General features: G+C 48.5%; 24 protein-coding genes and 1 riboswitch. Of the genes, 12 read left to right on the top strand and 12 right to left on the bottom strand.

Translation table 11 applies throughout. The features are described from left to right. The first annotated feature begins 150 nt into the window (after positions 1 to 150). The 3 genes from trhA to ACTRXI_RS03450 all read left to right on the top strand — a co-directional run bounded on the left by trhA (position 151) and on the right by ACTRXI_RS03450 (position 2,398). Positions 151 to 798, top strand: a complete 648-nt coding sequence (gene trhA, locus ACTRXI_RS03460; RefSeq protein ID WP_474261097.1) for a PAQR family membrane homeostasis protein TrhA — start codon at positions 151 to 153, stop codon at positions 796 to 798. Positions 799 to 910: 112 nt separating this feature from the next. Then, positions 911 to 1,207, top strand: coding sequence for a hypothetical protein (locus ACTRXI_RS03455; RefSeq protein WP_474261096.1), 297 nt, complete (start codon positions 911 to 913; stop codon positions 1,205 to 1,207). 72 nt (positions 1,208 to 1,279) lie between these two features. Further along, complete coding sequence (locus ACTRXI_RS03450) at positions 1,280 to 2,398, top strand: 5-methyltetrahydropteroyltriglutamate--homocysteine S-methyltransferase (protein ID WP_474261095.1); 1,119 nt, start codon at positions 1,280 to 1,282, stop codon at positions 2,396 to 2,398. A gap of 52 nt (positions 2,399 to 2,450) precedes the next feature. Here the strand turns inward: ACTRXI_RS03450 and ACTRXI_RS03445 are convergent, their stop codons facing one another. The 4 genes from ACTRXI_RS03445 to ACTRXI_RS03430 all read right to left on the bottom strand — a co-directional run bounded on the left by ACTRXI_RS03445 (position 2,451) and on the right by ACTRXI_RS03430 (position 5,705). Continuing rightward, positions 2,451 to 3,086 carry an NAD(P)-dependent oxidoreductase gene (locus ACTRXI_RS03445; RefSeq protein WP_474261094.1) on the bottom strand — a complete coding sequence of 212 codons (636 nt, stop codon included), beginning with the start codon at positions 3,084 to 3,086 and terminating at the stop codon, positions 2,451 to 2,453. Between the two features lie 147 nt (positions 3,087 to 3,233). Beyond that, positions 3,234 to 3,941, bottom strand: a complete 708-nt coding sequence (locus ACTRXI_RS03440) for a class F sortase (protein ID WP_474261093.1) — start codon at positions 3,939 to 3,941, stop codon at positions 3,234 to 3,236. A gap of 132 nt (positions 3,942 to 4,073) precedes the next feature. Further along, positions 4,074 to 4,838 carry a TSUP family transporter gene (locus tag ACTRXI_RS03435; RefSeq protein WP_474261091.1) on the bottom strand — a complete coding sequence of 255 codons (765 nt, stop codon included), beginning with the start codon at positions 4,836 to 4,838 and terminating at the stop codon, positions 4,074 to 4,076. 138 nt (positions 4,839 to 4,976) lie between these two features. Next, positions 4,977 to 5,705, bottom strand: coding sequence for a VC0807 family protein (locus tag ACTRXI_RS03430; protein WP_474261090.1), 729 nt, complete (start codon positions 5,703 to 5,705; stop codon positions 4,977 to 4,979). Between the two features lie 92 nt (positions 5,706 to 5,797). On the opposite strand from ACTRXI_RS03430, the gene ACTRXI_RS03425 reads away from it, so the two are divergent. Further along, positions 5,798 to 6,424: a uracil-DNA glycosylase gene (locus tag ACTRXI_RS03425; RefSeq protein ID WP_474261089.1), complete on the top strand. Its 627-nt coding sequence runs from the start codon at positions 5,798 to 5,800 to the stop codon at positions 6,422 to 6,424. Between the two features lie 71 nt (positions 6,425 to 6,495). Here ACTRXI_RS03425 and ACTRXI_RS03420 read toward each other — a convergent pair whose 3' ends face one another. Beyond that, a complete protein-coding gene (locus ACTRXI_RS03420; protein WP_474261088.1) occupies positions 6,496 to 6,729 on the bottom strand; it encodes a hypothetical protein in 234 nt (77 codons plus the stop codon). 275 nt (positions 6,730 to 7,004) lie between these two features. Here ACTRXI_RS03420 and ACTRXI_RS03415 point away from each other — a divergent pair, with 275 nt between their 5' ends. Continuing rightward, positions 7,005 to 7,715, top strand: coding sequence for a Na-translocating system protein MpsC family protein (locus ACTRXI_RS03415; protein ID WP_474261087.1), 711 nt, complete (start codon positions 7,005 to 7,007; stop codon positions 7,713 to 7,715). A 36-nt stretch (positions 7,716 to 7,751) separates the two neighbouring features. Then, positions 7,752 to 8,501, top strand: coding sequence for a GNAT family N-acetyltransferase (locus ACTRXI_RS03410; protein WP_474261086.1), 750 nt, complete (start codon positions 7,752 to 7,754; stop codon positions 8,499 to 8,501). A 45-nt stretch (positions 8,502 to 8,546) separates the two neighbouring features. On the opposite strand, the gene ACTRXI_RS03405 is transcribed toward ACTRXI_RS03410, so the two are convergent. From ACTRXI_RS03405 to ACTRXI_RS03385, 5 genes are read right to left on the bottom strand one after another with little or no spacing between them, the layout of a single operon-like run. Further along, positions 8,547 to 10,013, bottom strand: a complete 1,467-nt coding sequence (locus ACTRXI_RS03405; protein WP_474261085.1) for a YjiH family protein — start codon at positions 10,011 to 10,013, stop codon at positions 8,547 to 8,549. A gap of 42 nt (positions 10,014 to 10,055) precedes the next feature. Continuing rightward, positions 10,056 to 11,795 carry an allophanate hydrolase gene (atzF, locus tag ACTRXI_RS03400; protein WP_474261084.1) on the bottom strand — a complete coding sequence of 580 codons (1,740 nt, stop codon included), beginning with the start codon at positions 11,793 to 11,795 and terminating at the stop codon, positions 10,056 to 10,058. Continuing rightward, on the bottom strand, positions 11,792 to 15,424 hold the full coding sequence (uca, locus tag ACTRXI_RS03395; RefSeq protein WP_474261083.1) for an urea carboxylase: 3,633 nt from the start codon (positions 15,422 to 15,424) through the stop codon (positions 11,792 to 11,794). Before uca ends, atzF begins: the two co-directional genes overlap by 4 nt. A 23-nt stretch (positions 15,425 to 15,447) precedes the next feature. Next, positions 15,448 to 16,092, bottom strand: coding sequence for an urea amidolyase associated protein UAAP2 (locus ACTRXI_RS03390; protein WP_474261144.1), 645 nt, complete (start codon positions 16,090 to 16,092; stop codon positions 15,448 to 15,450). A gap of 19 nt (positions 16,093 to 16,111) precedes the next feature. Further along, a complete protein-coding gene (locus ACTRXI_RS03385) occupies positions 16,112 to 16,816 on the bottom strand; it encodes an urea amidolyase associated protein UAAP1 (RefSeq protein ID WP_474261082.1) in 705 nt (234 codons plus the stop codon). A 63-nt stretch (positions 16,817 to 16,879) separates the two neighbouring features. Beyond that, positions 16,880 to 16,987, bottom strand: a riboswitch (guanidine-I (ykkC/yxkD leader). A gap of 228 nt (positions 16,988 to 17,215) precedes the next feature. Between ACTRXI_RS03385 and ACTRXI_RS03380 the strand changes: the two genes are divergently transcribed. Beyond that, positions 17,216 to 17,545, top strand: coding sequence for a DUF3243 family protein (locus ACTRXI_RS03380; protein WP_474261081.1), 330 nt, complete (start codon positions 17,216 to 17,218; stop codon positions 17,543 to 17,545). Positions 17,546 to 17,599: 54 nt separating this feature from the next. Here the strand turns inward: ACTRXI_RS03380 and ACTRXI_RS03375 are convergent, their stop codons facing one another. Both ACTRXI_RS03375 and ACTRXI_RS03370 read right to left on the bottom strand, forming a co-directional pair. Further along, positions 17,600 to 17,746: a hypothetical protein gene (locus ACTRXI_RS03375; protein ID WP_322526794.1), complete on the bottom strand. Its 147-nt coding sequence runs from the start codon at positions 17,744 to 17,746 to the stop codon at positions 17,600 to 17,602. Between the two features lie 183 nt (positions 17,747 to 17,929). Beyond that, a complete protein-coding gene (locus tag ACTRXI_RS03370) occupies positions 17,930 to 18,445 on the bottom strand; it encodes a DoxX family protein (RefSeq protein ID WP_474261080.1) in 516 nt (171 codons plus the stop codon). A gap of 195 nt (positions 18,446 to 18,640) precedes the next feature. Between ACTRXI_RS03370 and ACTRXI_RS03365 the strand changes: the two genes are divergently transcribed. From ACTRXI_RS03365 to ACTRXI_RS03345, 5 genes are all read left to right on the top strand, one after another. Continuing rightward, positions 18,641 to 19,765 (top strand): NADH-dependent flavin oxidoreductase, encoded by a 1,125-nt coding sequence (locus ACTRXI_RS03365; RefSeq protein WP_474261079.1) that lies wholly within the window; start codon positions 18,641 to 18,643, stop codon positions 19,763 to 19,765. A gap of 241 nt (positions 19,766 to 20,006) precedes the next feature. Beyond that, a complete protein-coding gene (locus ACTRXI_RS03360) occupies positions 20,007 to 20,498 on the top strand; it encodes a DUF2975 domain-containing protein (RefSeq protein ID WP_474261078.1) in 492 nt (163 codons plus the stop codon). A 10-nt stretch (positions 20,499 to 20,508) separates the two neighbouring features. Further along, positions 20,509 to 20,724 carry a helix-turn-helix domain-containing protein gene (locus ACTRXI_RS03355; RefSeq protein ID WP_474261077.1) on the top strand — a complete coding sequence of 72 codons (216 nt, stop codon included), beginning with the start codon at positions 20,509 to 20,511 and terminating at the stop codon, positions 20,722 to 20,724. Positions 20,725 to 20,801: 77 nt separating this feature from the next. After that, positions 20,802 to 21,590 (top strand): DUF817 domain-containing protein, encoded by a 789-nt coding sequence (locus tag ACTRXI_RS03350; RefSeq protein WP_474261076.1) that lies wholly within the window; start codon positions 20,802 to 20,804, stop codon positions 21,588 to 21,590. Further along, positions 21,581 to 22,342, top strand: a complete 762-nt coding sequence (locus tag ACTRXI_RS03345) for an isoprenyl transferase (protein ID WP_474261075.1) — start codon at positions 21,581 to 21,583, stop codon at positions 22,340 to 22,342. Before ACTRXI_RS03350 ends, ACTRXI_RS03345 begins: the two co-directional genes overlap by 10 nt. The last annotated feature ends 8 nt before the right edge of the window (positions 22,343 to 22,350 follow it).

Genomic DNA, 22,350 nt, shown 5'->3' with positions numbered 1-22,350 from the left:
TTCTTTCCTCACTTGGTTAAAGCCATTCTGATTTCTCATACCCGCCCCCTTCCATCCGGCAAACAAATCCGCAGCTATTTATACCTGTTCGAAACTCTGCAGAAAATGATTTATAATGATGAAACTATTCTTAATGAAAGAAGGCGGCGTATGCAGGACCAAACCCACACGTTTACTAAAAGGGAAGAATTCGCTAACGCAGTCACGCACGGCATCGGTGCTCTGCTGAGCGCTGCTGCGCTTATTATTATGATCGTTTTCGCTTCCATGAACGCTTCAGCCCTCCATGTGGTAAGCGTTTCTATTTTCGGCACATCCATGCTTATCTCCTACATATGCTCCACCCTGCTTCACAGCTTTCCGCCGGGCAGACTCAAGGATTTGTTTGAAGTGTTTGACCACTCTGCCATCTACCTGTTTATCGCAGGCACGTACACACCTTTTTTGTTTCACGCAATCGACGGTACCTTAAGCTGGGTCTTATTCAGCATCGTTTGGGGCATTGCCGCCATCGGGATTATTTTTAAAGCCTTCTTCACCAAACGGTTCCGTATTCTGTCGACCGTTTTTTACATCGGCATGGGGTGGATCATTATTATCGCCTGGCCGGCGCTTGTGAGCGCTCTGCCCTACGGCGGCCTCGTGCTGCTCGTTATTGGAGGCGTATTGTACACCGCCGGCACTATTTTTTACATGTGGCGAAGCTTTCCCTACCATCACGCCGTCTGGCACTTTTTTGTTCTCGCCGGCTCTGCCGCCCATTTCTCTGCCGTGTTTTTCTACGTTATCCCTTTATAGCAGACGAAAGCCCGTGCTTTTCAGGGAGCACGGCTTTTTTTACATTGCCCGTTAACAAAGACCTCGGTTTGTGATAAGAATAAAAGTAAATATATACAAAGGATGTTTTTGCTTGCCGACACGTGCGCACACCTATATCAATTACGCTCTCGCTGTTCTGGCTGTCTATGCTGTGCTGCTGACGACCAGGCTGTTTTTTACCTCCAGCGAGCTTCTTACCTATATCACCCATCCGCTCGTTTTAATCATCCCGGTTGGCCTCACGGTCGCAGGCTTGCGGTATTTCATCGTTTATACCGAAGAGAAAAATAAAAAACGCTTCCTCTATTCTTTGATTGCCGGAAGCATCGCCCTGTTTCTTTTGTTTTTACTGTTTTTATATATTATTTCAAGGCTTGTTTCCCTCTGAAGCAATTTACTTCTATTCAAAATTTTGATAAGCTTCAAGATATTTACCAATGGTTTTTAAAGGAGAGAGAGTATGGCACAATCAGCACACTGGCGGACAAAAGCTCCCTACCGGGCAGACCAGGTAGGAAGCCTTTTGCGTACTGCCGCGATTAAAGAAGCACGTGAAAGCTATGCGAATGAATCCATTTCTGCGGATGAACTGCGGCGTGTAGAGGATAAGGAAATCGAACGCATCGTTCAGAAGCAAAAAGAAACGGGGCTTCAGGCTGTCACAGACGGAGAGTTCCGCCGCGCCTGGTGGCATTTTGACTTTCTTGAGGATTTAATTGGTGTGGAGGCCTACGATAAAGACTCCGGCATCCAGTTTGAAGGTGTACAGACAAAGGCCCGCGGCATCAAGGTGACCGGAAAAATTGACTTTAGCGATAAGCACCCAATGCTAGAGGATTTCCGCTACCTTCATCAGATCACCGGCAGCACCGAGGCAAAGTTTACGATACCAAGCCCGAACATGCTGCACCTTCGAAGCGAGATTGAGACCGACCTTTACAGCGGTCCCGGAGACATGATCGACGACCTGGCGAAGGCTTATCAAAAAGCGATTCAGGCGTTTTATGACGCCGGGTGCCGCTACCTGCAGCTCGACGACACATCCTGGGCGTATCTGTGCTCCGAGGAACAGGTCGAGCGTATGAATCAGGAGGGCATCGATCATCGTTCCCTGGTGGAACGCCATGCGCGGGCGGTCAATGAAGCCGTCGCCTACAAGCCGGAGGATATGACAATTACGATGCACATCTGCCGCGGTAACTTCCGCTCTACATGGATCTCCTCTGGCGGCTACGAGCCCGTAGCTGATATTTTGTTTGGCAGTGTCAATGTAGACGGCTTTTTCCTTGAGTATGACAGCGACCGGGCCGGCGATTTCAAACCGCTCCGCTTCATCAACCGCGAGGATGTGCAGGTCGTGCTCGGCCTAATCACCTCTAAAAGCGGAGAGCTTGAAAATGCGGAGGATGTAAAATCAAGAATCATGGAAGCATCCGAGTACGTACCGCTTGAGCAGCTCTGCCTGAGTCCGCAGTGCGGGTTCGCTTCGACTGAGGAAGGCAATGTTCTGACCGAGGACGAACAGTGGAAAAAGCTCGAGCACGTTGTAGCCATCGCAAAAGATGTGTGGCAGGGCTAATACAGAATAAAAAAGCAGGACCGAAAATTTTCGGTCCTGCTTTTTATCGTATTTAGTTGCTTAACACAGGAGCTTCCCTGGAGAAGTCACTCGTTTCAAGCTGTTCGTACAGAAAATCCACCAGCGTCTGGCGGTAGAGCGTATTTTTCAGGTCATGCCGGCCGGGATAGCCTGCGGTCGGCGCATTTTCGCCGGAAGGCTTATCGGAAAGCACCGGCACCCGAACGAGCGTCCAGTCCAGATTTGACTGGCGGATAATATCAGCGGCGTTCGCATTTTCATTGGAGCCTTTAAACTTCGCCACTTTCCAGCCGGTGGTGAGCAGACTGAACCGCTTGGACGTGCCGTCCTGCGGGGTTTTCACATCCGAGCTCGTGACTGCCACAAGACGGCTGATGCCCCGTTCCTGCATCGCGTTTACAATGTGGGACATGCCTGTACTGAGCGGTGTACCCTTCGCCGCTTCCTTGCGGCCGAGGAGGCTGACTACCGCATCTGCGCCCTTCAGGGAGTCATAGACGTTCTGATAATTCGTAATTTTCCCTTCATGAACAGTCAAATTTTCATTATCAATCAATAATTTTTCCGGGTCGCGGGCGTATACGACTACTTCACTGCCTTCTTTTAATGCTTTACGGACAAAACGTTTTCCAGTATTGCCGGTCGCCCCAAACACAACTATTTTCATTTCAGTTCCCTCCTGTTTGTTCACACTGCTCCTTCCATTGTACCGGAGATGGAGGGCAAACCCAACCACAGTCGGAAAAACACAAATAAAAGGAGAGCGATTGAGGCCCCGGTTGCTCAATCGCTCTCCTTTATATCCATCGATGTGTCAATCTGCTGCCAAAAGCATCTGTTCGCTTTCTTCTGTAAGCTCCGTGTAAACGACGAGCCGTTCATCATGCGTACCGTGCTCCTGTTCGAACGTGCCGGCGCAGGTGATCAGATTCAGATTCCGGCTGTCACTGCTTCCGAAAATTTCCTCAATCGGAGCTTCCTCCCGCGGATAGCTCACTACCTGCTGAACTTCAAATACAAGCTCCTCCCCGTCTTCAGTTGTCACCTGGATCTGTTCCCCTGCCTGTACGTTTTCGAGCTCGTAAAATACAGAGGGTCCGTCAATACTATCTACGTGGCCTGCCATCACGGCATTGCCTTTCTCTCCAGGCTCCGGACCCGGCTCGAACCAGGCTACTCCGTTTTCGCTCGAGGGTACGCCCATCTGCCCGTTGTCCAAAACTCCTATCGGCTCTAAAGGAGCCGAGACATCGATGGATGGCACAGATAACTCCTCAGGGTCAGAGAGCGATATATCCTCTTTTTCTGCAGAAGCAGCCATGTCCTCCACCCCGTTCACGCTTTCTTTTTCTGCCGGAGCGTTGGTATCTGCTTCTGAAGCTTTTTCCTGCCCCGCCGGTTCCCCCGAAAGCACTTCCGTTTCCGGCGGCGAGGAAAATACAGGAAGGAGGGCGTAGACACCGAAGCCAATTGCGATAGAAATCACAGCAGCTGTAAGCCCCGTTACTATCCATTGCTTCATACCGCCCGCCCCCTTTACCTGCATGATGCTTTTTTGCAAGAACTACTCAGTTTACGCACGAAGTTTTTGATTGGATCACTTTTATTTAAAAAAATTTAAGAAAAATAAAAAAGCCTTCTTTTGAAGACTTTTTTACATTAAATAATCCCAGGCGTTTTTAGCGATTAAAGCGATGGTTACGATGATAAACAGCATCTTCACGTAGGCCGAGCCTTTTTTTATGGCGACATTTGCACCGACGTATGCGCCGGCAATCATCGCAGCCCCCATCGGCAGACCGTACGCATAATGAATCGAATCAAACCAGATAAACGCGAGCAGCCCGCCAATGTTGCTTGCAAAATTCAGCACCTTGGCGTTTCCAGCAGCTTCGACAAAGTTGAAGCCAAGAAAAATAAAGGCAAACAGCAAAAACGATCCCGTCCCCGGGCCGAGAAAGCCATCATAAAATCCGAGGACCACAGCGACAAGCGCACCAACGATCCACACCTTCCGGGTGATGCTCTGAAACGTGGACAGGCTGCCCAGATTTTTGTTCACAAGCGTATAGATCGTCACCACGACAAGCAGAATTAAAATGATCGGCTCCAGAATATCCGGCGGAATCCGCTGCACGACGATTACGCCGAGGACCGATCCTGCAAACGCCAGGGGGAAAAGCGTAAACACGAGACGCTTGTTAATCTGGCCGTGCCGGAGAAACGAGATCATACTCGTCCCCGAGCCCATCGTCCCTGCGAGCTTATTCGTTCCTAGTGCCGTCTGCGGCGACATACCCGTAAAAAGAAGCGCCGGCATGGCAATCAGCCCGCCTCCGCCAACTACCGCATCCACAAATGCGGCGAGAAAACCGATCAAAACTAAAAATAACAATACCGATACCGAGAACTCATCCATATGTATGCAGCCCGCTTTCTGTAAAAACCAAAGATGTCCCTGCTATTTTACCGATTTCCGGCAGTCATTTCCACCCGTTTCCATCCGCCGGCCCACGCCCAGCAACCTAAAAAAGCAGCCGGCGCCGGCTGCTTTTTGTTACGTTCGCTGTTCAGATGTTTTTTTCCGCTCGCTTTCCGGCGTTTCCTCCTCTTTTTCTCCGTCCTGCTCTTCGTTTTCGGCATTTTGGCCGCTGTTGGTGATTTCTCCGGCGTCGATACCGTCTTCATGCAGCCATTTGGCAATAAAGATAAAACCGACAACCGCGATAAAGCTCATAGTCCACGATAGCACCTGCCGCAGAATAATCCCTTCGTCGAAGGCTTCCACGCCATAGCTTTGCACGAGCCAGATTTTAACGAACGCTAGAATAAACTCCCGAAGGGCAAAAAACAGCGTGATCGCCTGAAACACCCATAAGTATTTGCGCACGTAAAACTGTTTTTTCAGCTGCTGGCGGTCCCCGCCCTGCAGCTCCATAAAATCAACGGTGAAAAAGAGCCAGATTGGCCGCATAAAAATGACGGTTAAAATAAAAAACGCACCCATCACAAAATCATAGTAAATATTATTCCACAAAAGCTGCAATCCGCCGCCGGCAATAAGATCGAGGACGGTGCCGATAATCAGGGTGGCGATCATATAGATACCGAACGTATTCACCTTTTTCAGCAGTACGAAGCGGTATACTGTATAAATAATCCCCGGTACCGAGGAGATAAGCATCGCTATATAATCACCTGTATAATCCCGCGCCATGTTCCAGATGAATATTGGAAACACGACGTAAAATATAATGTCAAACCACATGATGTGCTTCTGCTGCACACGCCCCACCTCCTTTATATATCCTATCACAAGTATAGAATATTTCGCGCCCGGGTATAGAAAAGTCAGGACGTATGCAGGAGGGGATACACATGCTGCCAGAAGCCGAAGTGGAAAAAGCGAAAAAAAGAATGGAGGGACATCGGTGTGAAGGCTTTCTTAACGGACCAAACCCGGTCGATCCTGTCGTCATGATGATCGGCGAGGCGCCGGGTGAAACGGAAATTACAGGCGGCGGCCCTTACGACGGACGCGCCGGGAAACAATTTCTCTCCTATTTGGAGGCTCTGCCATTTCCGCTGAAGGACATTTACGTCACCCGCACGATCAAAAGCCGTCCGTACCGTTGGGGTAAAACGCCGTCCGGCCTCCCGCGCAAATATAACCGCACACCAAACCAAAAGGAAATTATGGCCCATGCCCCGCTTCTCGATTGGGAGATCCGCTCGGCTTCGCCGAAGATTCTATGTCCGATGGGACGCACCCCGTACTGGCGGCTGTTCGGACGTTCACCTCGTATGCCGGATACCGCCGGCATACAATTTACATCTCCTGTCTTGCAGGTGAATACTACAGCGGAGGAGTACATGTGGAGCGGCGGGCACTATATAATTTACCCGCTGTATCATCCGGCAGCGAGCCTGTATAACCGGTCACTTGAACCTTTGATCCGACAGCATTTCTATGACCTTGCCCGCCTTTGTGCCAGGTTCACATAGACTCCATCATATTCTGTTTTCTGCTTGTATGTTATAGTGATGAAGCGAAAATAAAGCATTACATATGCATATTATTTTCGCGCATATTCCCGGCTAAGAAGTTCGGAAAATTCAGGTAATTCAGATACTATGGTGATGATCCACTCCCGCATCCGGTAGCTTTTTACGGCATTATAAAGTTCAGCATTGTTGCTACAGAAATAAATCATGTATCCCTTTTTCTTTAAATAATCCAAATCCGTTTCCCGCCCGACGATGACTTCACTTAGCTTTCTATCGCACCAGTACGCGTATCGAAGCTCCATCTTACCCATCTCCTCCAGAGGTTAGTGGACTAAAAAGCCAGCACCAAGAAAGCTCTTGATACTGGCTGTGAAGAAAAAGCACTCTGTCTTTTCTTATCCGGCCGGTGTATAAATATTTTCGCATTCCTGCTTCTACTTAAAATAAACGTCACGGACCGTTGGCTTCATTTCCACCAGTCATATGATCAATATATTAAAATTATCATATAAATAATGAAATATCTACCTTTTTTATGATAAATATTATAAAATATTAACAATAAAGGAGAATTCCAGTGATTGATATTCAAGCAAAGCAAAAGGACATCGCAAGCTACGTAGGACGTCTGCTGCGGGACTCTTTCGGAAAAGGGCCCCAGGCAGCCTATGTGACTCTTGGGGAGACACACGCCATTATTTTCTTACGCGAATTCATGTCCTCCATCGAGGAGCATCTGCTTGAAGATAAAGGCGCCGAAGCCGTACATGAACTCCGGGAAAGCATGATGAAGACAATAATACCCGAAGTCAAACGCTATATTGAAAGCACGACCGGCATTGAATTAAACGAACTGTTTTACGACTGGAATATGGACCATCGTTCCGGCGTCATTATCGGATTAAAACCCGAGTCTTACAGCAATGCCGGCCAGACTTCAGAGCCGATTGCAAAAGAGTATCCAAACAAGCAGAAGCTTGAGCAGGTGATCGGGGAAACGAGCAACAAAGCAGAGCGTGTGCCTGACGACGTCTCTTCCGTGCAGGTAAACAACCGGACGACGCTGATTGTCCGTACCGGTATTCTCGTACCTATCGAAAAGCGGCTGATTGCCCTTGGATACGAGGACGTTTTAAAAATTGCCAAACGCGAGCTCGAAAAGGAACTATTCATGGAAGAGGATTTGTTTACCAGCCTTTTAGGAGCAAAAGTGGAAGACATCTTCATCGACTGGAATTTTGAAAAAGACAAAAGCACAGTTATTATCGTAACAGCTCCCGTAAAATAACATTTCTTTATTACACCACTGAAAGGCCTGATATCCGTGATTCCCATTACGTTTCACCATGTGCATACTCCGGGGTCGCTCATCGAAAACCACCGCGATTACCGGCACTACCATTCCATAGAATGGAAGGATCACTTCGACAGCAATTTTATTTCATTTAAACAGATGCCAGACCCTGATTACTTCCAGGAAATCGAAGCTTACTTACGCGATTTTCACAATTCCCGGGGCCAAAAGCATTTGAAATTTCATTTTCCGCCGAACACAGAGCTTCCGCTGGCATTAAATCAGTATCTGCACAGTACCCTGTATGATGTGACCGTCATGGAGCTGTACGCTATCCGGCCGGATGACTTTCCGCGAAAAAACGCCCCTGAAGGATGCGATATCCAGCGCGTCGATGTTGAAAACCTGCCCGCTTTTCTAGCGATGCAGCTTGAGCAGGATCTCCCCCTCGGCGAAGCGTACGCAGCTCAAAAACAGCACATGCTCGAACAGCGGTTTTATGATGCTTCGTTTATTCAGCTGATCGCCTATCACCACGGACGACCTGCCGGCTTTGTAGAACTGATCGCCGGCGATCATTCTGTAGAACTGGATAATCTGTTTGTCCACGAGGAGCTGCAGCAAAAAGGCATCGGCCACGCCCTGCAGCAGTTTGCCATGAACCTTTTTCCGGATAAAGCAATCTTTCTCGTCGCAGACCAGGAGGATACCCCGCGCGACATGTATCGAAAGCAGAACTATAAACGGCTCGGCTTTCAGTACACCGCTATTTTTCAATAATATGAGTGCACGCAAAAAGACGCCCGGGACAGGCGTCTTTTTTGATCAGTACATGATATGCATAAACAAAGCAATAATAGGAATTGCAATAATCGTGCGTTCAAAAAAGCAGACGACGAGTTCCCAGAGCTTTACCGGCATTCTCGTTGCTTTAATGACAACAATGGATTCAGAAAAGAACACAATCTGTACTAACGAGAGCGTCGTTACAAAATAAATCGCCCCTGCTTCAAGTGCTGCCAGATCTCCTGCAATTAAAAGAACCGGCAGAAACATTTCAGCAATACCTACGGGGATCGACGGCGCGATCATTGCCGCATTAGGTACACCGAGAATATTTAAGAGCGGAATGAACGGCATGCCGAGCCAGTTAAATAACGGCGTATACTCAGCGACGATCAGTCCGGTAATGCCGATAGAAGCAAGCATTGCCACCACCCGGGGAAGCACACCAAGCGCTCCCGCCACACTCGTCTTCACTTCTGAGCCGAGCGGCCTGGCTGCTTCGGCTCTTTTCGCAGCACGCTGAAAGCCGCGCGGTATAATGCCAAACTCAAACTTCGCCTCTCCCTGTCTTTCTTCTTCTGTCTGCTCCCGTCCGTCAAAATAAACGTCGGGCTGCTTCGACAGGGGCGGAATCCGGATCATAAAGAAAGAAATAATAAACGCAATCAGCATACCGGAAAAGTATACCTGCAGAAAATCCTGACTTAACTCTGCTGTGTTAATGACAAGCACTGCAAATCCGACACTGACTGCGCTGAAGCTTGTAGCAATTGCTATAGCTTCGCGCTTTGTATAAACATTCATCCGGTACAGGCTGCTTGTAATTAAAATAGCAACAGAAGATGAGCTGACAAAAGAAGAAATAGCGTCTATCGTGCTTTTGCCAGGCACCTTAAACAGTGGACGCATGACCGGCTCCAGGATCGAACCGATAAAATCAAGCGCTCCGTAATTTAACAGCAGCGGCATAAACACAGCGGCCAGCGGAATGATCCAGCCAACGGTAAGTACAATCGATGGGATAATTGTTCCGCCTGTATCCGGCCCCACCATCCATTCCGGTCCAGTGAACCCGGCAAAGCTGTCGTGAAGAGCATATACTGACATAAAAACCGCGCCCAGCACGTAGAAGAAAATGTGTACCCCCGTGTCTCCCCCGTAGTAATCCAGCAGCCGTCCGCTGCGTTCCGGAAATAGCTTTACGTAAATGCTCGTTACGGCGTTAGCAAGCACCATGACCGTAAACAGCCACAAACTAAAAGGCACAGAAAGGTTCAAAAGGAAGTTGTACAAGTAGCCGAACACGACATCAGTTTCCCCGTCCACTACCACCGGAACAAAGAAAACAATCACAGCAATGGAGGTTAGCAGGAATGATTTGATCAATCCATTTCTCAGCTGGCCCCGGCTGATTTTCTGTTTATCCAGTTCCTTCCCTTCGAGCGGTGCTGTGTCTCCAGGATTCTTTTCCATCTGGTCCAAATCCTCATCAGCTATGTTCTTCATTTACATGCTCCTCCCTGCGAAACATTTTGCATAATTGGCTTTTTACGTCGATGATTTAGCCGCCTCTGCGTTTTTCCAGCCCTTGAAGGAGCTGATATCTTCTCCTTCAGCACTGCTTTCGCAAATAAAGCCCATCACATTGCGTCCATCGTTCAGCTTGACCGTGCCGATACCTAACGGAGCAGGAATCTTTGCGGCAAACTTCCCCATTTCCCCGATCGGCATCCGCCACAGCTCAACCTCAATTTCTTCTCCCGTCAGCTCCCGTATTAAGCCGGGTTTGGCCGGTTCGCTGTTCAGACGGATCAATTTATATTCCGGGGCTGTCGAAGCTTCTTCCACGAATTCAGCCCGGTGCTCTTTCATCTGTTTTTCAAGTGGAAAACCTTTCATATGAAGTCCGCATACAGCAATCAGCTTTTCGGCTGGTTCCTCCGGCAAAGAAAGTTCTGTCCGCTGCCAGCTTTCCGCCGCACCCATCAGCAGACTTTCTGCGTCTGCACGGCTGAACAGCGTTACGCCAAATGGCACATCCGGCGCTGCTTCACCGGCAGGCAGCGCTACCGCACTCATATCAAGCAGATTGCAGTGATTCGTATATTTCCCCATGTCGCTGTTTGTCTGCACCGGATCTTTTCGGACCTGTTCTCTTGTCCACGTCCCTCCACATGTCGGAAGCACGAGCACATTATTTTCGAGCCACTGCCCGGTATGGTGCTTGATTTCCTGCAGCCGGTGCATCGCTTCGAACAGCTCTGCGGCCCCGTATGCCTTGCCCTCTCCTTTGGAAAGCACTTTTTCGGTTACCGGAAACACCTCATCGCGATGTTTTTCTACAAATGATCCAAGCGCCGCCCAGCGTTCGGCAATCCAGGGACCGTCGTACAGCACCGATGCCGCTTCACTTAGAATGGACGTATCCACATACGATACTTCCTCTGGTCCTTCTTCAAGCCACTCGACTGTTTTTTTCCATGCTTTTCGGTACTGCTCCTCATATGGTCCGTAAAATTCCGGTTCTTCCTCCGGCAGCAGCCATTTTTTCGGCTTTTGCTTCTTTAAATCACCGAAAGGCTTCGACCAGGGATCATTCAGATCGACACCCCGGGCTGCCTGATCCACCAGGGGAATATCATTTACCTCCCAGGCAAATACCGTCACACAATCCAGACTTTCACATGCCGGTACGACGCCGGCGATCGGCCAGGCGCCGAGGGACGATTTCCAACCAATCAGCCCATGCAGCGCGGCCGGAACCCGCCCGGAGCCTGCAGTATCTGTACCGAGGGAAAAGGCAGCCAGACCGCACGCTACCGCTACGGCAGAGCCTGCACTTGACCCCCCGCTGATCAATTCATCCTTCTGTCCGTTGTGTGTTTCTCCGTAAGGACTCCGTGTGCCGACGAGCCCTGTAGCAAACTGGTCCAGATTGGTTTTCCCAACCGGAATGGCGCCGGCGTCCACGAGCCACTTCACTACGGTGGCGTGCTTTTCCGGAGTGTAGGTGTATGCTTCACAGCCAGCTGTTGTCGGCCATCCCGCTACGTCGATATTATCCTTCACAGCAAACGGTATGCCCCACAGCGGAAGCTCCTCCGGCGAAAACGCAGCCAGCCGGTCAATATAAGGCTGAATCCGCTCTTTAGATGGAGGTAGCACCCAGATGTTTTTGTGCTGATATTCTCCGGCCCTTTCGAGAATGCCGGCTACCACTTCTCCGGGCTCTATACTTTGGCTCCGATAAGCTTTTAACAGCTGCTGTACGTTTAATTGTTCTGTCATGTAACCGACACCCCGCTTTCTTTTTCTGCACGCAGGCCGACGATTAACTGCCCTGCCTGCACTTCGTCTCCGGGCTCCACATGGATGGAAGCTACGTACCCTTCTTCGGGAGCCTGCTGTGGAAATTCCATCTTCATGCTTTCCTCAATGACCAGCACGTCGCCTTTATTTACGTACTGCCCTTCCGTTACTTCGACCTTCCATACACTTCCCGGCATCGAGCAGCGAACAGCTGTCTCGTTTGCGGGCAGCTCTTCTTCAAGCACCGCAGCATTTCCGCTGTCATCCTCGATATGCTCTGCAATACCCTGCTCTTTCCAGCGTTCACGTTCTGCCTGAAAGGCTGCCTGCTGATTTTCTTTAAATGCTGCAGCACTTTCCTGAATCGACTCCTGGAATGCCAGGTATTCACCCAGATCGAAGGTTGTTTCTGTAATATCTGCTTCAAACCGGCCGCGCAGGAAATCCTCCCGCAGTTCCGTCAGTTCTTCATGTGTCACCGGATAATACTGAATTTGGTCGAAAAAGCGGAGAAGCCACGGTTTTCCGGGCTCAAAGCTTTCCGTCGCCTGCAGCCGGTTCCACATCTGGATGGTCCGGCCGACAAACTGATAGCCGCCCGGGCCTTCCATGCCGTACACACACATATATGCCCCGCCGATACCGACCGCATTCTCCGGCGTCCACGTCCGCGCGGGGTTGTATTTGGTTGTCACGAGCCGGTGTCTCGGGTCTGTCGGCGTAGCAAGCGGCGCCCCGAGATACACATCACCAAGTCCGAGCACCAGATAATTTGCATCAAACACAATCTTCTTTACGTCATTAATGCTTTCGAGACCGTTAATACGCCGGATAAATTCCAGATTGTCCGGGCACCACGGAGCATCCGGCCGTACGTTCTGCTGGTAGCGCTCAGTGGCAAGCTGTACAGAGGGGTCGTTCCATGAAAGCGGAAGCCTTACGATCCGGGAAGGAACCTGAATCGACTCCAGCGGCGGAAGGTCTTCGTCAATCCGGAGTACGTGCTGCGAAGCCTCCTGGACCGTCATCTCCAGCGGATCAATATGAATCTGCAAAGAGCGAACTCCCGGAGTCATTTCAATAACTGGCAGCACGCCCTCTTTTTCGACTGCCTCCATGAGCACCTGCACCTGAAAACGAAGCTTCAGATCCAGTTCCATTTCGCCGTATTCCACCAGCAGATACTCATCCCCGCTCATGCGGATCGTAATAGGAAACCGGCGCTCTTCGCGTTCATCGATAAGCAGCGGATATTCCGGATCCAGCACGTCATTTTCATCTGGCAGCACAGCTGCTTCGACCGCCCGTCCTGCTCTTACACCTTCGATCAACCGTTCCTGCGCCTGACGGAGGTTGTTCGCTTCCTCAATAGTCAGCAGCTGAAAATGCACCTTGTCCCCAGGCTGCAGCTGGCCGATTTTCCAAAACTCCGCAGAAGCAGTTGTCACCGGACAGACGAAGCCTCCCAGGCTTGGCCCATCCGGACCGAGCAGGATCGGCATATCTCCTGTTAAATCAAGCGTGCCCACCGCGTAGGCATTATCATGAATATTGGACGGGTGCAGGCCGGCTTCTCCCCCGTCCTCACGGGTCCAGGCCGGCGCAGGTCCAATCAGTCGCACACCGGTCCGGGAGCTGTTAAAGTGCACTTCCCATTCTGCTTCTGCGAGCTGACGCAGATATTCAGGCTGCAGAAACTCCTGTGTGCAGTGCGGGCCGGGGATCATACCGATCGTCCACTCCCTCTTTAATTCCGGACGTGCGTCCAAAGCAAGCGACTGCTGCTTTGGACTCTCCGTGTTTCCCCGGACACCCAGAACATCCCCCGGGCGCAGGGCTCTTCCGGCATGTCCGCCAAACTCTCCGAGAGTGAACGTAGAGGAGCTTCCAAGCACCTTCGGTTTATCAAACCCACCTTCAATCAGCAGATAGGTTCTCATGCCTTCGGTCGTTTTTCCAAATGTCAGCGTCTGGCCTTTTTTGGCCTGCACCGTTTCATATAAAGCGATGGGTTCATCCTCAAGAGCAGCGCCCATGTCACCGCCGGTAACACAGAACGTAAGATCGTCCCGGAAAACGTAGGATCCTCCCTGCAGTGTCAGCTCCAGACCGCTTGCATCTTCCGCATTATTCAGCAAGGCATTGCCAAGCCTGAAGGCGAAGGGGTCCATAGGACCGCATGGCGGAACGCCGACGTCCCAGTGGCCGGTTCTTCCCGGCACGTCCTGGACCGTCGTCTGAACGCCTCCGTCCAGCACCTCCAGTGCTTTTTCCGCCGGGTCGAAATCATTCAATAGGCGGGTAAACACTCGGCCTTCCCGTACACGCGGCTCCTGCAGGAGTCCGCGGACGTACTGACGGTTTGTGGTGACTCCGTAAAAACGGGTTTCTCCAAGCGCGTCGTACAGCTTATCGAGAGCAGCCTCCCGGCTGTCGGCATGTACGATGATTTTGCCAAGCATTGGATCATACAGTGTTGTCGTTTCCACGCCGTTTTGGATCCAGGTCTCATTTCTCGCATTCTCCGACAGCATGACGTGGTCGATGTGACCTGCACTCGGGCGGAAATCGCGGCCGCAGTCTTCAGCGTATACCCGGGCCTGAATGCTGTGCCCTGATAAGGCAGGCACTTTCGCCGCAAGGTTCTCCCAGCGGCCGGCTGCTTCTTTTACCATCCATTCCACGAGGTCGATACCGAGCACTTCCTCTGTTACTCCGTGCTCCACCTGAAGACGCGTATTCACTTCCAGAAAGTAAAACTCGCGTTCGTCCGGATCGTACAAGAATTCGACTGTACCAGCACTTCTGTATCCTGAAGTTTTCGCCAGACGTTCGGCAGCCTGCCACATTTCCTGTCTCGTTTTTTCTGTAATATTTGGCGCCGGCGTTTCTTCCACGACTTTTTGGTTTCTCCGCTGCAGCGAGCAGTCCCGTTCGCCTAATGCCACAACCTCCCCGCTTTGATTGCCAAAGATCTGAACTTCAATATGACGGGCGCTTGGAATGTATTTTTCCAAAAACATGCCGCCGTCATTAAAATTTGCTTCCGCCAGATGCTTAACACCTTCATATGCTTCGTGAAGCGACGCTTCATTTTCGCAGATACGCATACCTATTCCGCCACCGCCGGCCGTACTTTTTAAAATGACCGGATAACCGATGTCTGCTGCCTGTGCCACCGCTTCCTCCCGGCCCGACAGAAGATTTGTGCCAGGAAGCAGAGGTACGCCCGCTTCTTCAGCAGAAGCACGGGCCGTATGCTTCAGCCCAAACAGCTCCATCTGTTCCGGCTCCGGTCCGATAAATGTAATGTTCTGCTTCGCACATTCGCGCGCAAAATCAGCATTTTCACTCAGAAAGCCGTACCCAGGATGAATTGCGTCCGCTCCTGTTTCAAGCGCCGTTTCCAGAATCTTTTTTTCATTCAGGTAGCTTTCCTGCGGGGGGCCTTCACCGATATTTACTGCTTCATCGGCGTATGCCACGTGCAGACTGTCACGATCCGCTTTCGTGTATACAGCTACAGACGGAATGTTTAATTTTTTTAATGTTCTTTCAATTCTGACAGCAATAGCTCCACGGTTTGCGATGAGTACCTTTTGAAACATTCAGTCTCTCTCCTTTTAATAATTTATTTATCCCAGATGAGTACACGAAGCGGTGTTGGATTAAAACCGCTGCACGGGTTATTCAGCTGCGGGCAGTTGCTGATGAGCGCAGTCACTGCACATTTGGCTGTCATTTCCACATAATAACCGGGCCCTGAAATGCCGTCATCAAAGTCCAGACCGCCTTCGGGCGTAACCGGCACGTTCATAAAAAAGTTAATATTCGGTGCAATATCACGCTTGCTGTAATCATGGCCGTATTTGGCCAGCTGGTACATAAACGTATCGCGGCAGTTGTGCATCGGCTCCCGGTCATGGGCGTAACGGACTGTGTTGCTCTGTGACGAGCAGGCCCCGCCGAGTGTATCGTGCCGGCCGACTGTGTCTGCCGTAATTTCAAGCAGATCCTTTCCGGACTCGGCTTTCAGTACTGAACCTGCCGTTAAATAAATATTGTTTTGCGCATTGATGGTGTTAATCGCACTGTAATGATCCTCCGGATGCTCCGTATCAAAAAAGAGGGTGTCGGCCGCTTCATTTCCTTCCACGTCTTCAATCCGGAACACCTGGCCGGGCTGCAGTTCTCTGATCCACCCTTCGCCTGCCGGAATCAACTGTTCATATACGGCCGTTTCCGCGGTTCTTTCACTTTGTACCTTTGCGAGCATATTCATGTTAAACTCCCCTTCACACTAGTAATGAATGATATTCCCATGTATTTTCGAACGCCCGTCTGTTTTCCGGCTGATAGTTGACGCAATAGTCCTGTTCGTCTGCTTCCTTTACATTAAATACTTCCATTTTCACCGGAACTGACGGAAAATCCGCTGCCGGATCCTGGGGATTCGGCGTATTGGAGATAATCATTAAGCTGTCCATCTCCAGACGGAGCGTCACCGTGTCTCCCGCTTTGGCGTGCTCCGGGTCAAAATGCATGCTCCCGGCTTCATCGGCATAAATTTTTGAAAATAAATTGATGTTCGGCACCAGGTCTCTTTTCGTTAAGCCGTGACGCATCAGTTCCTTGACGAAATTTTCTTCGCCGCTCCGGTAGTAATCGTTCAACAGCTTTTGAAACGTGGTTTCACCGTACTTGCTGTCGGTCCCTGCTCTTGTCGAATAGCCGCCGATAGGATCATGCCATCCTGAGCTGTCTTCAATAATGCTTGCCATCGCCCGGCCATTATCGGTCATCAGAATGTTTCCTTTTGTAAATTTCGATGTGTGCTGGGCCTTTAACGAATCTGGCATATTGTAACGGTCTGTCATATTTTTAGCGTTGTACAGCAGAAGTGAAATGTTGGCTCCGTCTTCGAGCGCGGTAAACCGGACGGCCTTTCCTTTCGCCACCACATTCGACCATTTGCTTCCTGCTTCAATTATTTTTTCCATAATGGAGCCTCCCTTAGTAATATAAGCACCTGAAAATAAATAAAAAGCCCGGAAGAGTTTTCACTCTCCCGGGCTTTTGTCCCTCCGTGTATACAGGCATCACTGCCCGTACCGCATTCTCTCGGACCTGACCTTCTTTTTTCAAGAAGCGGAACCCTAGAAAGCATTGGCGTTTCCATCTGCGGAAACCTATATACTGTTTTTGCTGTTGATTTGTAGTCTAAGCAACATCACTGCAGAAAACAACTATTATGTAAGCTTATCTAACACATTAATTTCCAGATTTATTTTTTAATTCTGCTTTTTTTATGAATTATGGCCTATCTTTTCTTCTTTTTGTTTATTTTTTTACTGAAAGAGGAAAGCGTTTACTAGTACTCAACTAAAGGAGAGATAGCAATGGCGGAAGATCCAAAAAAAGCAGAACAGTACGTCGATAAGCTGGATCAGGAAGACAAAGACCAGATTATGCAGAACTTTAATACGTTCAAAAATTACCTGGGCGATCAGGTGAAAAAGGGCGAAAGCATTGGTCTCGGAGAAAAAGGACTGGCGAAAGCCACTAAACGCGTCGCCGATCATCTGGCCAAGCACGAAGAGCCTCGCAACCGGGAAGAGAAAGTATTAAACGAGCTCTGGCAGAACGCTGAAAAAGATGAAAAAGATGCTATTGCCAAAGCGCTTGTCCGCATGGTCGACCAAACGAATAAAGACGAAGCCGAAGAATAAAAAAATCCCGCTTTTCAGTAAAAACTGAAAAGCGGGATTTTCATTTATTCACTGTCAGCCGCCCTGTATAGAACGATAAATGAAATAAGCGATCACGAGTACAATGGCCACCGGCAGGATAAACTTAAAGAAACAGCCAGCCATACGAATAGCCAGAAAAACAAATACGATAAGCAGCAGAATACCTATAATAAATTCCACGGATACGGCCTCCCTTCTGCAACAAAGCTATATATCAAACATTATTAACTATTTTTCACTTTAATACTGCTAACATATATCTTTCCACCGTGGCTTTTTCATAAACATTATTCAGCGCCTTTCGTTATTATTACACATTTCTTCATGCAAAAAAGCCCTCATACAAGGGCTTCTCAGCTGCCACTATGCGGCTTTTGGTGTTTGTTGTTCTTTAGGCCCCCGTCCGACTTTTCCTTTCAAAGCTGGAACAAAGCGGTCGAGGCCGATTTTACCGGCATTCCCTTTTCCAACCAGGAGAAGGATGGCGAGAATAAGCATTATCGGGTTCGTCGACACTGTACCCGCCAGCAGAAATGCCATGTTCATCGTACCGCCGAAGAAGGCGGCAGTGGTTGTAAACAAGCCAACAATTAAGCCGGCGCCTAACAGTACTTCACCCCACATGACGAGAAAACCAAACAGTCCGGCATTAGGAATAGCAATATTTTCCAGGAAGGCTGTATACCATGGATAAGCAGCTGCCGTGCCTCCGCCCTGCATGACCGGTTCAGCGACCGCCCCCTGCAGGAATCCGCCAGGGTTAAAGCCCTCTGCAATTTTACCAAGCCCCGAAGTGAGCCACGTCCAGCCTAAGTACAGGCGTACTACCAAAAACAGTACCGTCGCAATTGTCGATTCCTTCAAAAAACGAATAATCATTATGAATCCTCCTTTTGTGAATGTATTCACATATTTCTTATTTTTAATATACCATATTTTATCTTATTGTGAATACTTTCACATGAATGGTCACAAAGTGTTCATATATGAAAGATGATGAAAATGATAAGCAACTTTTTCGCGAACTTCTTTTGGATCGTGCTATAGTATTTTGGCAGAAGGAGGGCTTAAGCAATGAACGAAAAATATACCCCACTATTTCAACCACTAACATTACCGAATGGAGTTACACTAAGAAACCGCTTTGTACTGGCGCCGTTAACCCACGTGTCCTCCAACGAGGACGGGACCATTTCTGACCGCGAGCTTCCTTACATTGAAAAACGGTCGGAGGATGTCGGATTGGCTATTACGGCAGCAAGCAATGTGACAGCTTTAGGGAAAGCATTCCCCGGCCAGCCGTCGATCGCCAGAGACTCGGATATCGAGGGCCTGCGCCAGCAGGCTGCTGTCATGAAAAAGAACGGGGCAAAAGCCGTCGCCCAGATTCATCACGGCGGAGCCCAGTCGTTGCCTAAATTAACTCCAGGCGGCGACGTTGCAGCGCCAAGTGAAATTGAACTGGCGAGCTTTGGCGAGCCGCAAAAGCATCAGGCTCGTCCGATCACGCATGAAGAAATCAAAGAAACGATTCAGGCGTTCGGGGAAGCTACAAGACGTGCAGCCCAGGCAGGCTTTGACGGCGTGGAAATTCACGGCGCCAACCACTATCTCATTCAGCAGTTTGTTTCTCCGTATTATAATCGCCGGGACGATGAATGGGCTGACCCATTTAAGTTTCCACTGGCCGTGGTCAACGAGGTAACCGCCTCAGCCAGGGAACACGGCGGCGACGATTTCATCGTGGGATACCGCTTTTCCCCGGAAGAAGCCGAATCTCCGGGCATTACAATGGAGATGACGAAGGAATTGATTGATCGTTTGGCCGAACACCCGCTGGATTATTTCCATGTGTCTCTGATGGATATTCATTCCGAAACACGGGAAGGCCAGTACAACGGACAAAAACGTATTCAATTGATCCACGATTGGATTGGCGGTCGTGCTCCGCTGATCGGTATTGGCTCCATTTTCACGGCAGATGACGCACTAAGCGCCCTGGAGACTGGCACAGAACTGGTTTGTCTCGGGCGGGAATTGCTGCTCGATCATCAGTTCGTGAGCAAAGTCCAGGAAGGCCGCGAACAGGAAATCAATGCCACCTTTGATCCGAACGAGCCGACAAAATACCATCTTCCAGAGCCGCTATGGCAGCAGCTCTACAATGGGTTTTATCCGCTTCCGAGAAACGACAGCTAATATATTTACATCGGTTTGTCATAAAAATTAGCTAAAAAATAAGCAAAAACGCCCCGGTATGACGTTAAAACGTTCATGCCGGGGCGTTTTTTGTCAAAAAAAGCATCGAAACCAAGAAAATTTGGCTAGAGAAAATTAAACTAATTATAGTAATTCATTTCTATTATCAATAAATATTTATTGATAATCGATAAACATAGAGTTAGAATAAAATCACAACAATCAGATGAGGTGTTTAATCATGAAACGATCTTCAACACTCTTTTTAAGGGCAGCAGTTATCGTCATTGGTATTCCGGTTCTTGCTTTGTGTATATTTTTATTGCCACAAATAGCGGATACAGCCATCGGACCGGCAAAACAAGGAGAGGTGCTCGCTTATGTGATATTTGGCCTTTTAATCATTATGTATGCTTCAGCAGTGCCATTTTACTTTGCATTGTATCAAGCCTTAAAACTTTTAGGTTATATCGAAAAGAACGACTCCTTTTCTCATATTTCTGTAAGAGCTCTAAAGAAAATTAGAAACTGCGCTATTACGATAAGCGGTTTGTATGTGTCAGCTCTGCCGTTAGTCTATATTGTAGCGCAGTGGGACGATGCCCCTGGACTCATATTAATAGGGGTGGTCATTATTGGTGCTTCCATGGTGGTTGCAGTCTTTGCCGCTGTTCTTCGGAGGATTTTACAAGAAGCCATTAACATAAAATCAGAAAACGATTTAACAGTCTGAGGTGATGACAATGGCAATTACAGTCAATATTGATATGATGCTGGCTAAACGAAAGATGAGCATGACAGAACTATCAGAGAGAGTGGGCATCACTATGGCCAACCTCTCCATATTAAAAAATGACAAGGCCAAAGCAATCCGCTTTTCTACTTTAGAAGCTATCTGTAGAGCTTTAGAATGTCAGCCCGGAGACATTTTAGAGTACAAAACCGCTAAGGATATTTAAGTATCATTATCATAGAGATACAGCACCTTAAAGAAAATACACCCTTAACTAATCTGAAAACTTTGGAGAGACAAAGCATGAGAACACTGGCACAGCTTGTTCGGTTTGGATGGGTACAGGCGTTATCATGCTTGTTTCCCGCTGTTATTTTTGCCTCTTTGGCTGTCACTGAAATTCTTTCGCTCCCCTTCCTATCACGATATGACTGGCTGCTCGTCATTTGCCTTTTGATGCAATGGTGGATGGTGCATTCCGGACTTGAAACAAAGGATGAACTCAAGGTAATCATTGTGTTTCACCTTATTGGGCTTATGCTGGAAATTTTCAAAACACATATGGGGTCATGGTCTTACCCCGAAGAAGGATATTTCAAAATATTTGGGGTCCCTTTATATAGTGGGTTCATGTACGCAAGTGTAGCCAGTTATCTTTGTCAGGCATGGAAGAGAATGAAAGTGGATTTGGTTAATTGGCCACCTTTCTTAGTGGTCGTCTCTCTAGCTGCTGCGATATATTTAAATTTTTTTACTCATCATTATTGGATTGACCTCCGCTGGTGGTTATCTGTCCTGGTGGTAATTATCTTTTGGAAGTCATGGGTCACGTACGAGGTGAACGGCACTCGTTACTGCATGCCACTTACATTATCTTTTGCCCTTATTGGCTTTTTTATCTGGATAGCTGAAAATATTGCCACTTTCTTTGGGGCTTGGGAGTACCCAAACCAAACGGAAGCGTGGAGTCTTGTGCACATAGGAAAGGTAAGTTCGTGGCTTTTATTGGTAATCGTTAGTTTTTTAATTGTCGCCACTTTAAAACAAATTAAAAGAGAAGTTTCTATCAGGAAAGGAGATAAGTGTCTGTGAAAACACCTATGGCTACTAACAAACAAAGGGAAGGATTCATTCCTCATCCGGAAAACAATACTCCAGAGCATATTGCTATAATCATGGATGGAAACGGACGTTGGGCCCAAAAATTAGGTATGGCCAGAGCAGCCGGGCATAAAGAAGGGATATCTACTATTGTTAAAATTCTCAAGGCAGCAGTTAAACAGAAGGTAAAAGCCCTGACACTTTACACATTTTCTACGGAAAACTGGAAACGCCCTAAGACTGAAATTGATTTAATCCTAAGATTGCCTAAAGAATTTCTGCAAATGTACCTCCCGGAAATTATGTCTAATAATATACGAATTAACGTGATTGGAGATATGGGAGACCTTCCCGCCTATACACGTGAACCTGTCCAGTATGCAATTGACCGTACTCGGGATAATGATGGCCTTCAACTGAATATTGCCCTTAATTATGGAAGCAGACAGGAAATTTTAAATGGTATGAAAAAAATGTTTGAGGATATACACAATGATACATTGGCATTGAATGAAGTGAATGAACAGAAATTTTCAGAATATCTGCACACGGGTGGTATGAATGATCCTGACTTACTAATTCGCACAGGCGGGGAAAAGCGCCTTAGCAATTTTCTGCTATGGCAGCTTGCTTATACAGAATTCTGGTTTACAGACGTATTATGGCCCGATTTTTCTGAAAAAGAATTTTTAAATGCACTGGAAGAATACCGGCAGCGAAAAAGAAGGTATGGTGGAATATAAGATGTTAA

The organism is Marinococcus sp. LNHM4E3-1 (genome assembly GCF_056034405.1).
Note: the sequence above shows the minus strand (reverse complement) of the source record. Positions and strands in the feature narration are given on the sequence as shown.

Bases quoted from the DNA above. Each gene is read 5' to 3' on its own strand.
- trhA (WP_474261097.1), top strand. From the start codon at position 151: ATGCAGGACCAAACCCACACGTTTACTAAAAGGGAAGAATTCGCTAAC.
- ACTRXI_RS03450 (WP_474261095.1), top strand. From the start codon at position 1,280: ATGGCACAATCAGCACACTGGCGGACAAAAGCTCCCTACCGGGCAGAC.
- ACTRXI_RS03445 (WP_474261094.1), bottom strand. From the start codon at position 3,086: ATGAAAATAGTTGTGTTTGGGGCGACCGGCAATACTGGAAAACGTTTT.
- ACTRXI_RS03440 (WP_474261093.1), bottom strand. From the start codon at position 3,941: ATGAAGCAATGGATAGTAACGGGGCTTACAGCTGCTGTGATTTCTATC.
- ACTRXI_RS03435 (WP_474261091.1), bottom strand. From the start codon at position 4,838: ATGGATGAGTTCTCGGTATCGGTATTGTTATTTTTAGTTTTGATCGGT.
- ACTRXI_RS03425 (WP_474261089.1), top strand. From the start codon at position 5,798: ATGCTGCCAGAAGCCGAAGTGGAAAAAGCGAAAAAAAGAATGGAGGGA.
- ACTRXI_RS03420 (WP_474261088.1), bottom strand. From the start codon at position 6,729: ATGGAGCTTCGATACGCGTACTGGTGCGATAGAAAGCTAAGTGAAGTC.
- ACTRXI_RS03405 (WP_474261085.1), bottom strand. From the start codon at position 10,013: ATGAAGAACATAGCTGATGAGGATTTGGACCAGATGGAAAAGAATCCT.
- atzF (WP_474261084.1), bottom strand. From the start codon at position 11,795: ATGACAGAACAATTAAACGTACAGCAGCTGTTAAAAGCTTATCGGAGC.
- uca (WP_474261083.1), bottom strand. From the start codon at position 15,424: ATGTTTCAAAAGGTACTCATCGCAAACCGTGGAGCTATTGCTGTCAGA.
- ACTRXI_RS03390 (WP_474261144.1), bottom strand. From the start codon at position 16,092: ATGCTCGCAAAGGTACAAAGTGAAAGAACCGCGGAAACGGCCGTATAT.
- ACTRXI_RS03385 (WP_474261082.1), bottom strand. From the start codon at position 16,816: ATGGAAAAAATAATTGAAGCAGGAAGCAAATGGTCGAATGTGGTGGCG.
- ACTRXI_RS03380 (WP_474261081.1), top strand. From the start codon at position 17,216: ATGGCGGAAGATCCAAAAAAAGCAGAACAGTACGTCGATAAGCTGGAT.
- ACTRXI_RS03370 (WP_474261080.1), bottom strand. From the start codon at position 18,445: ATGATTATTCGTTTTTTGAAGGAATCGACAATTGCGACGGTACTGTTT.
- ACTRXI_RS03365 (WP_474261079.1), top strand. From the start codon at position 18,641: ATGAACGAAAAATATACCCCACTATTTCAACCACTAACATTACCGAAT.
- ACTRXI_RS03360 (WP_474261078.1), top strand. From the start codon at position 20,007: ATGAAACGATCTTCAACACTCTTTTTAAGGGCAGCAGTTATCGTCATT.
- ACTRXI_RS03355 (WP_474261077.1), top strand. From the start codon at position 20,509: ATGGCAATTACAGTCAATATTGATATGATGCTGGCTAAACGAAAGATG.
- ACTRXI_RS03350 (WP_474261076.1), top strand. From the start codon at position 20,802: ATGAGAACACTGGCACAGCTTGTTCGGTTTGGATGGGTACAGGCGTTA.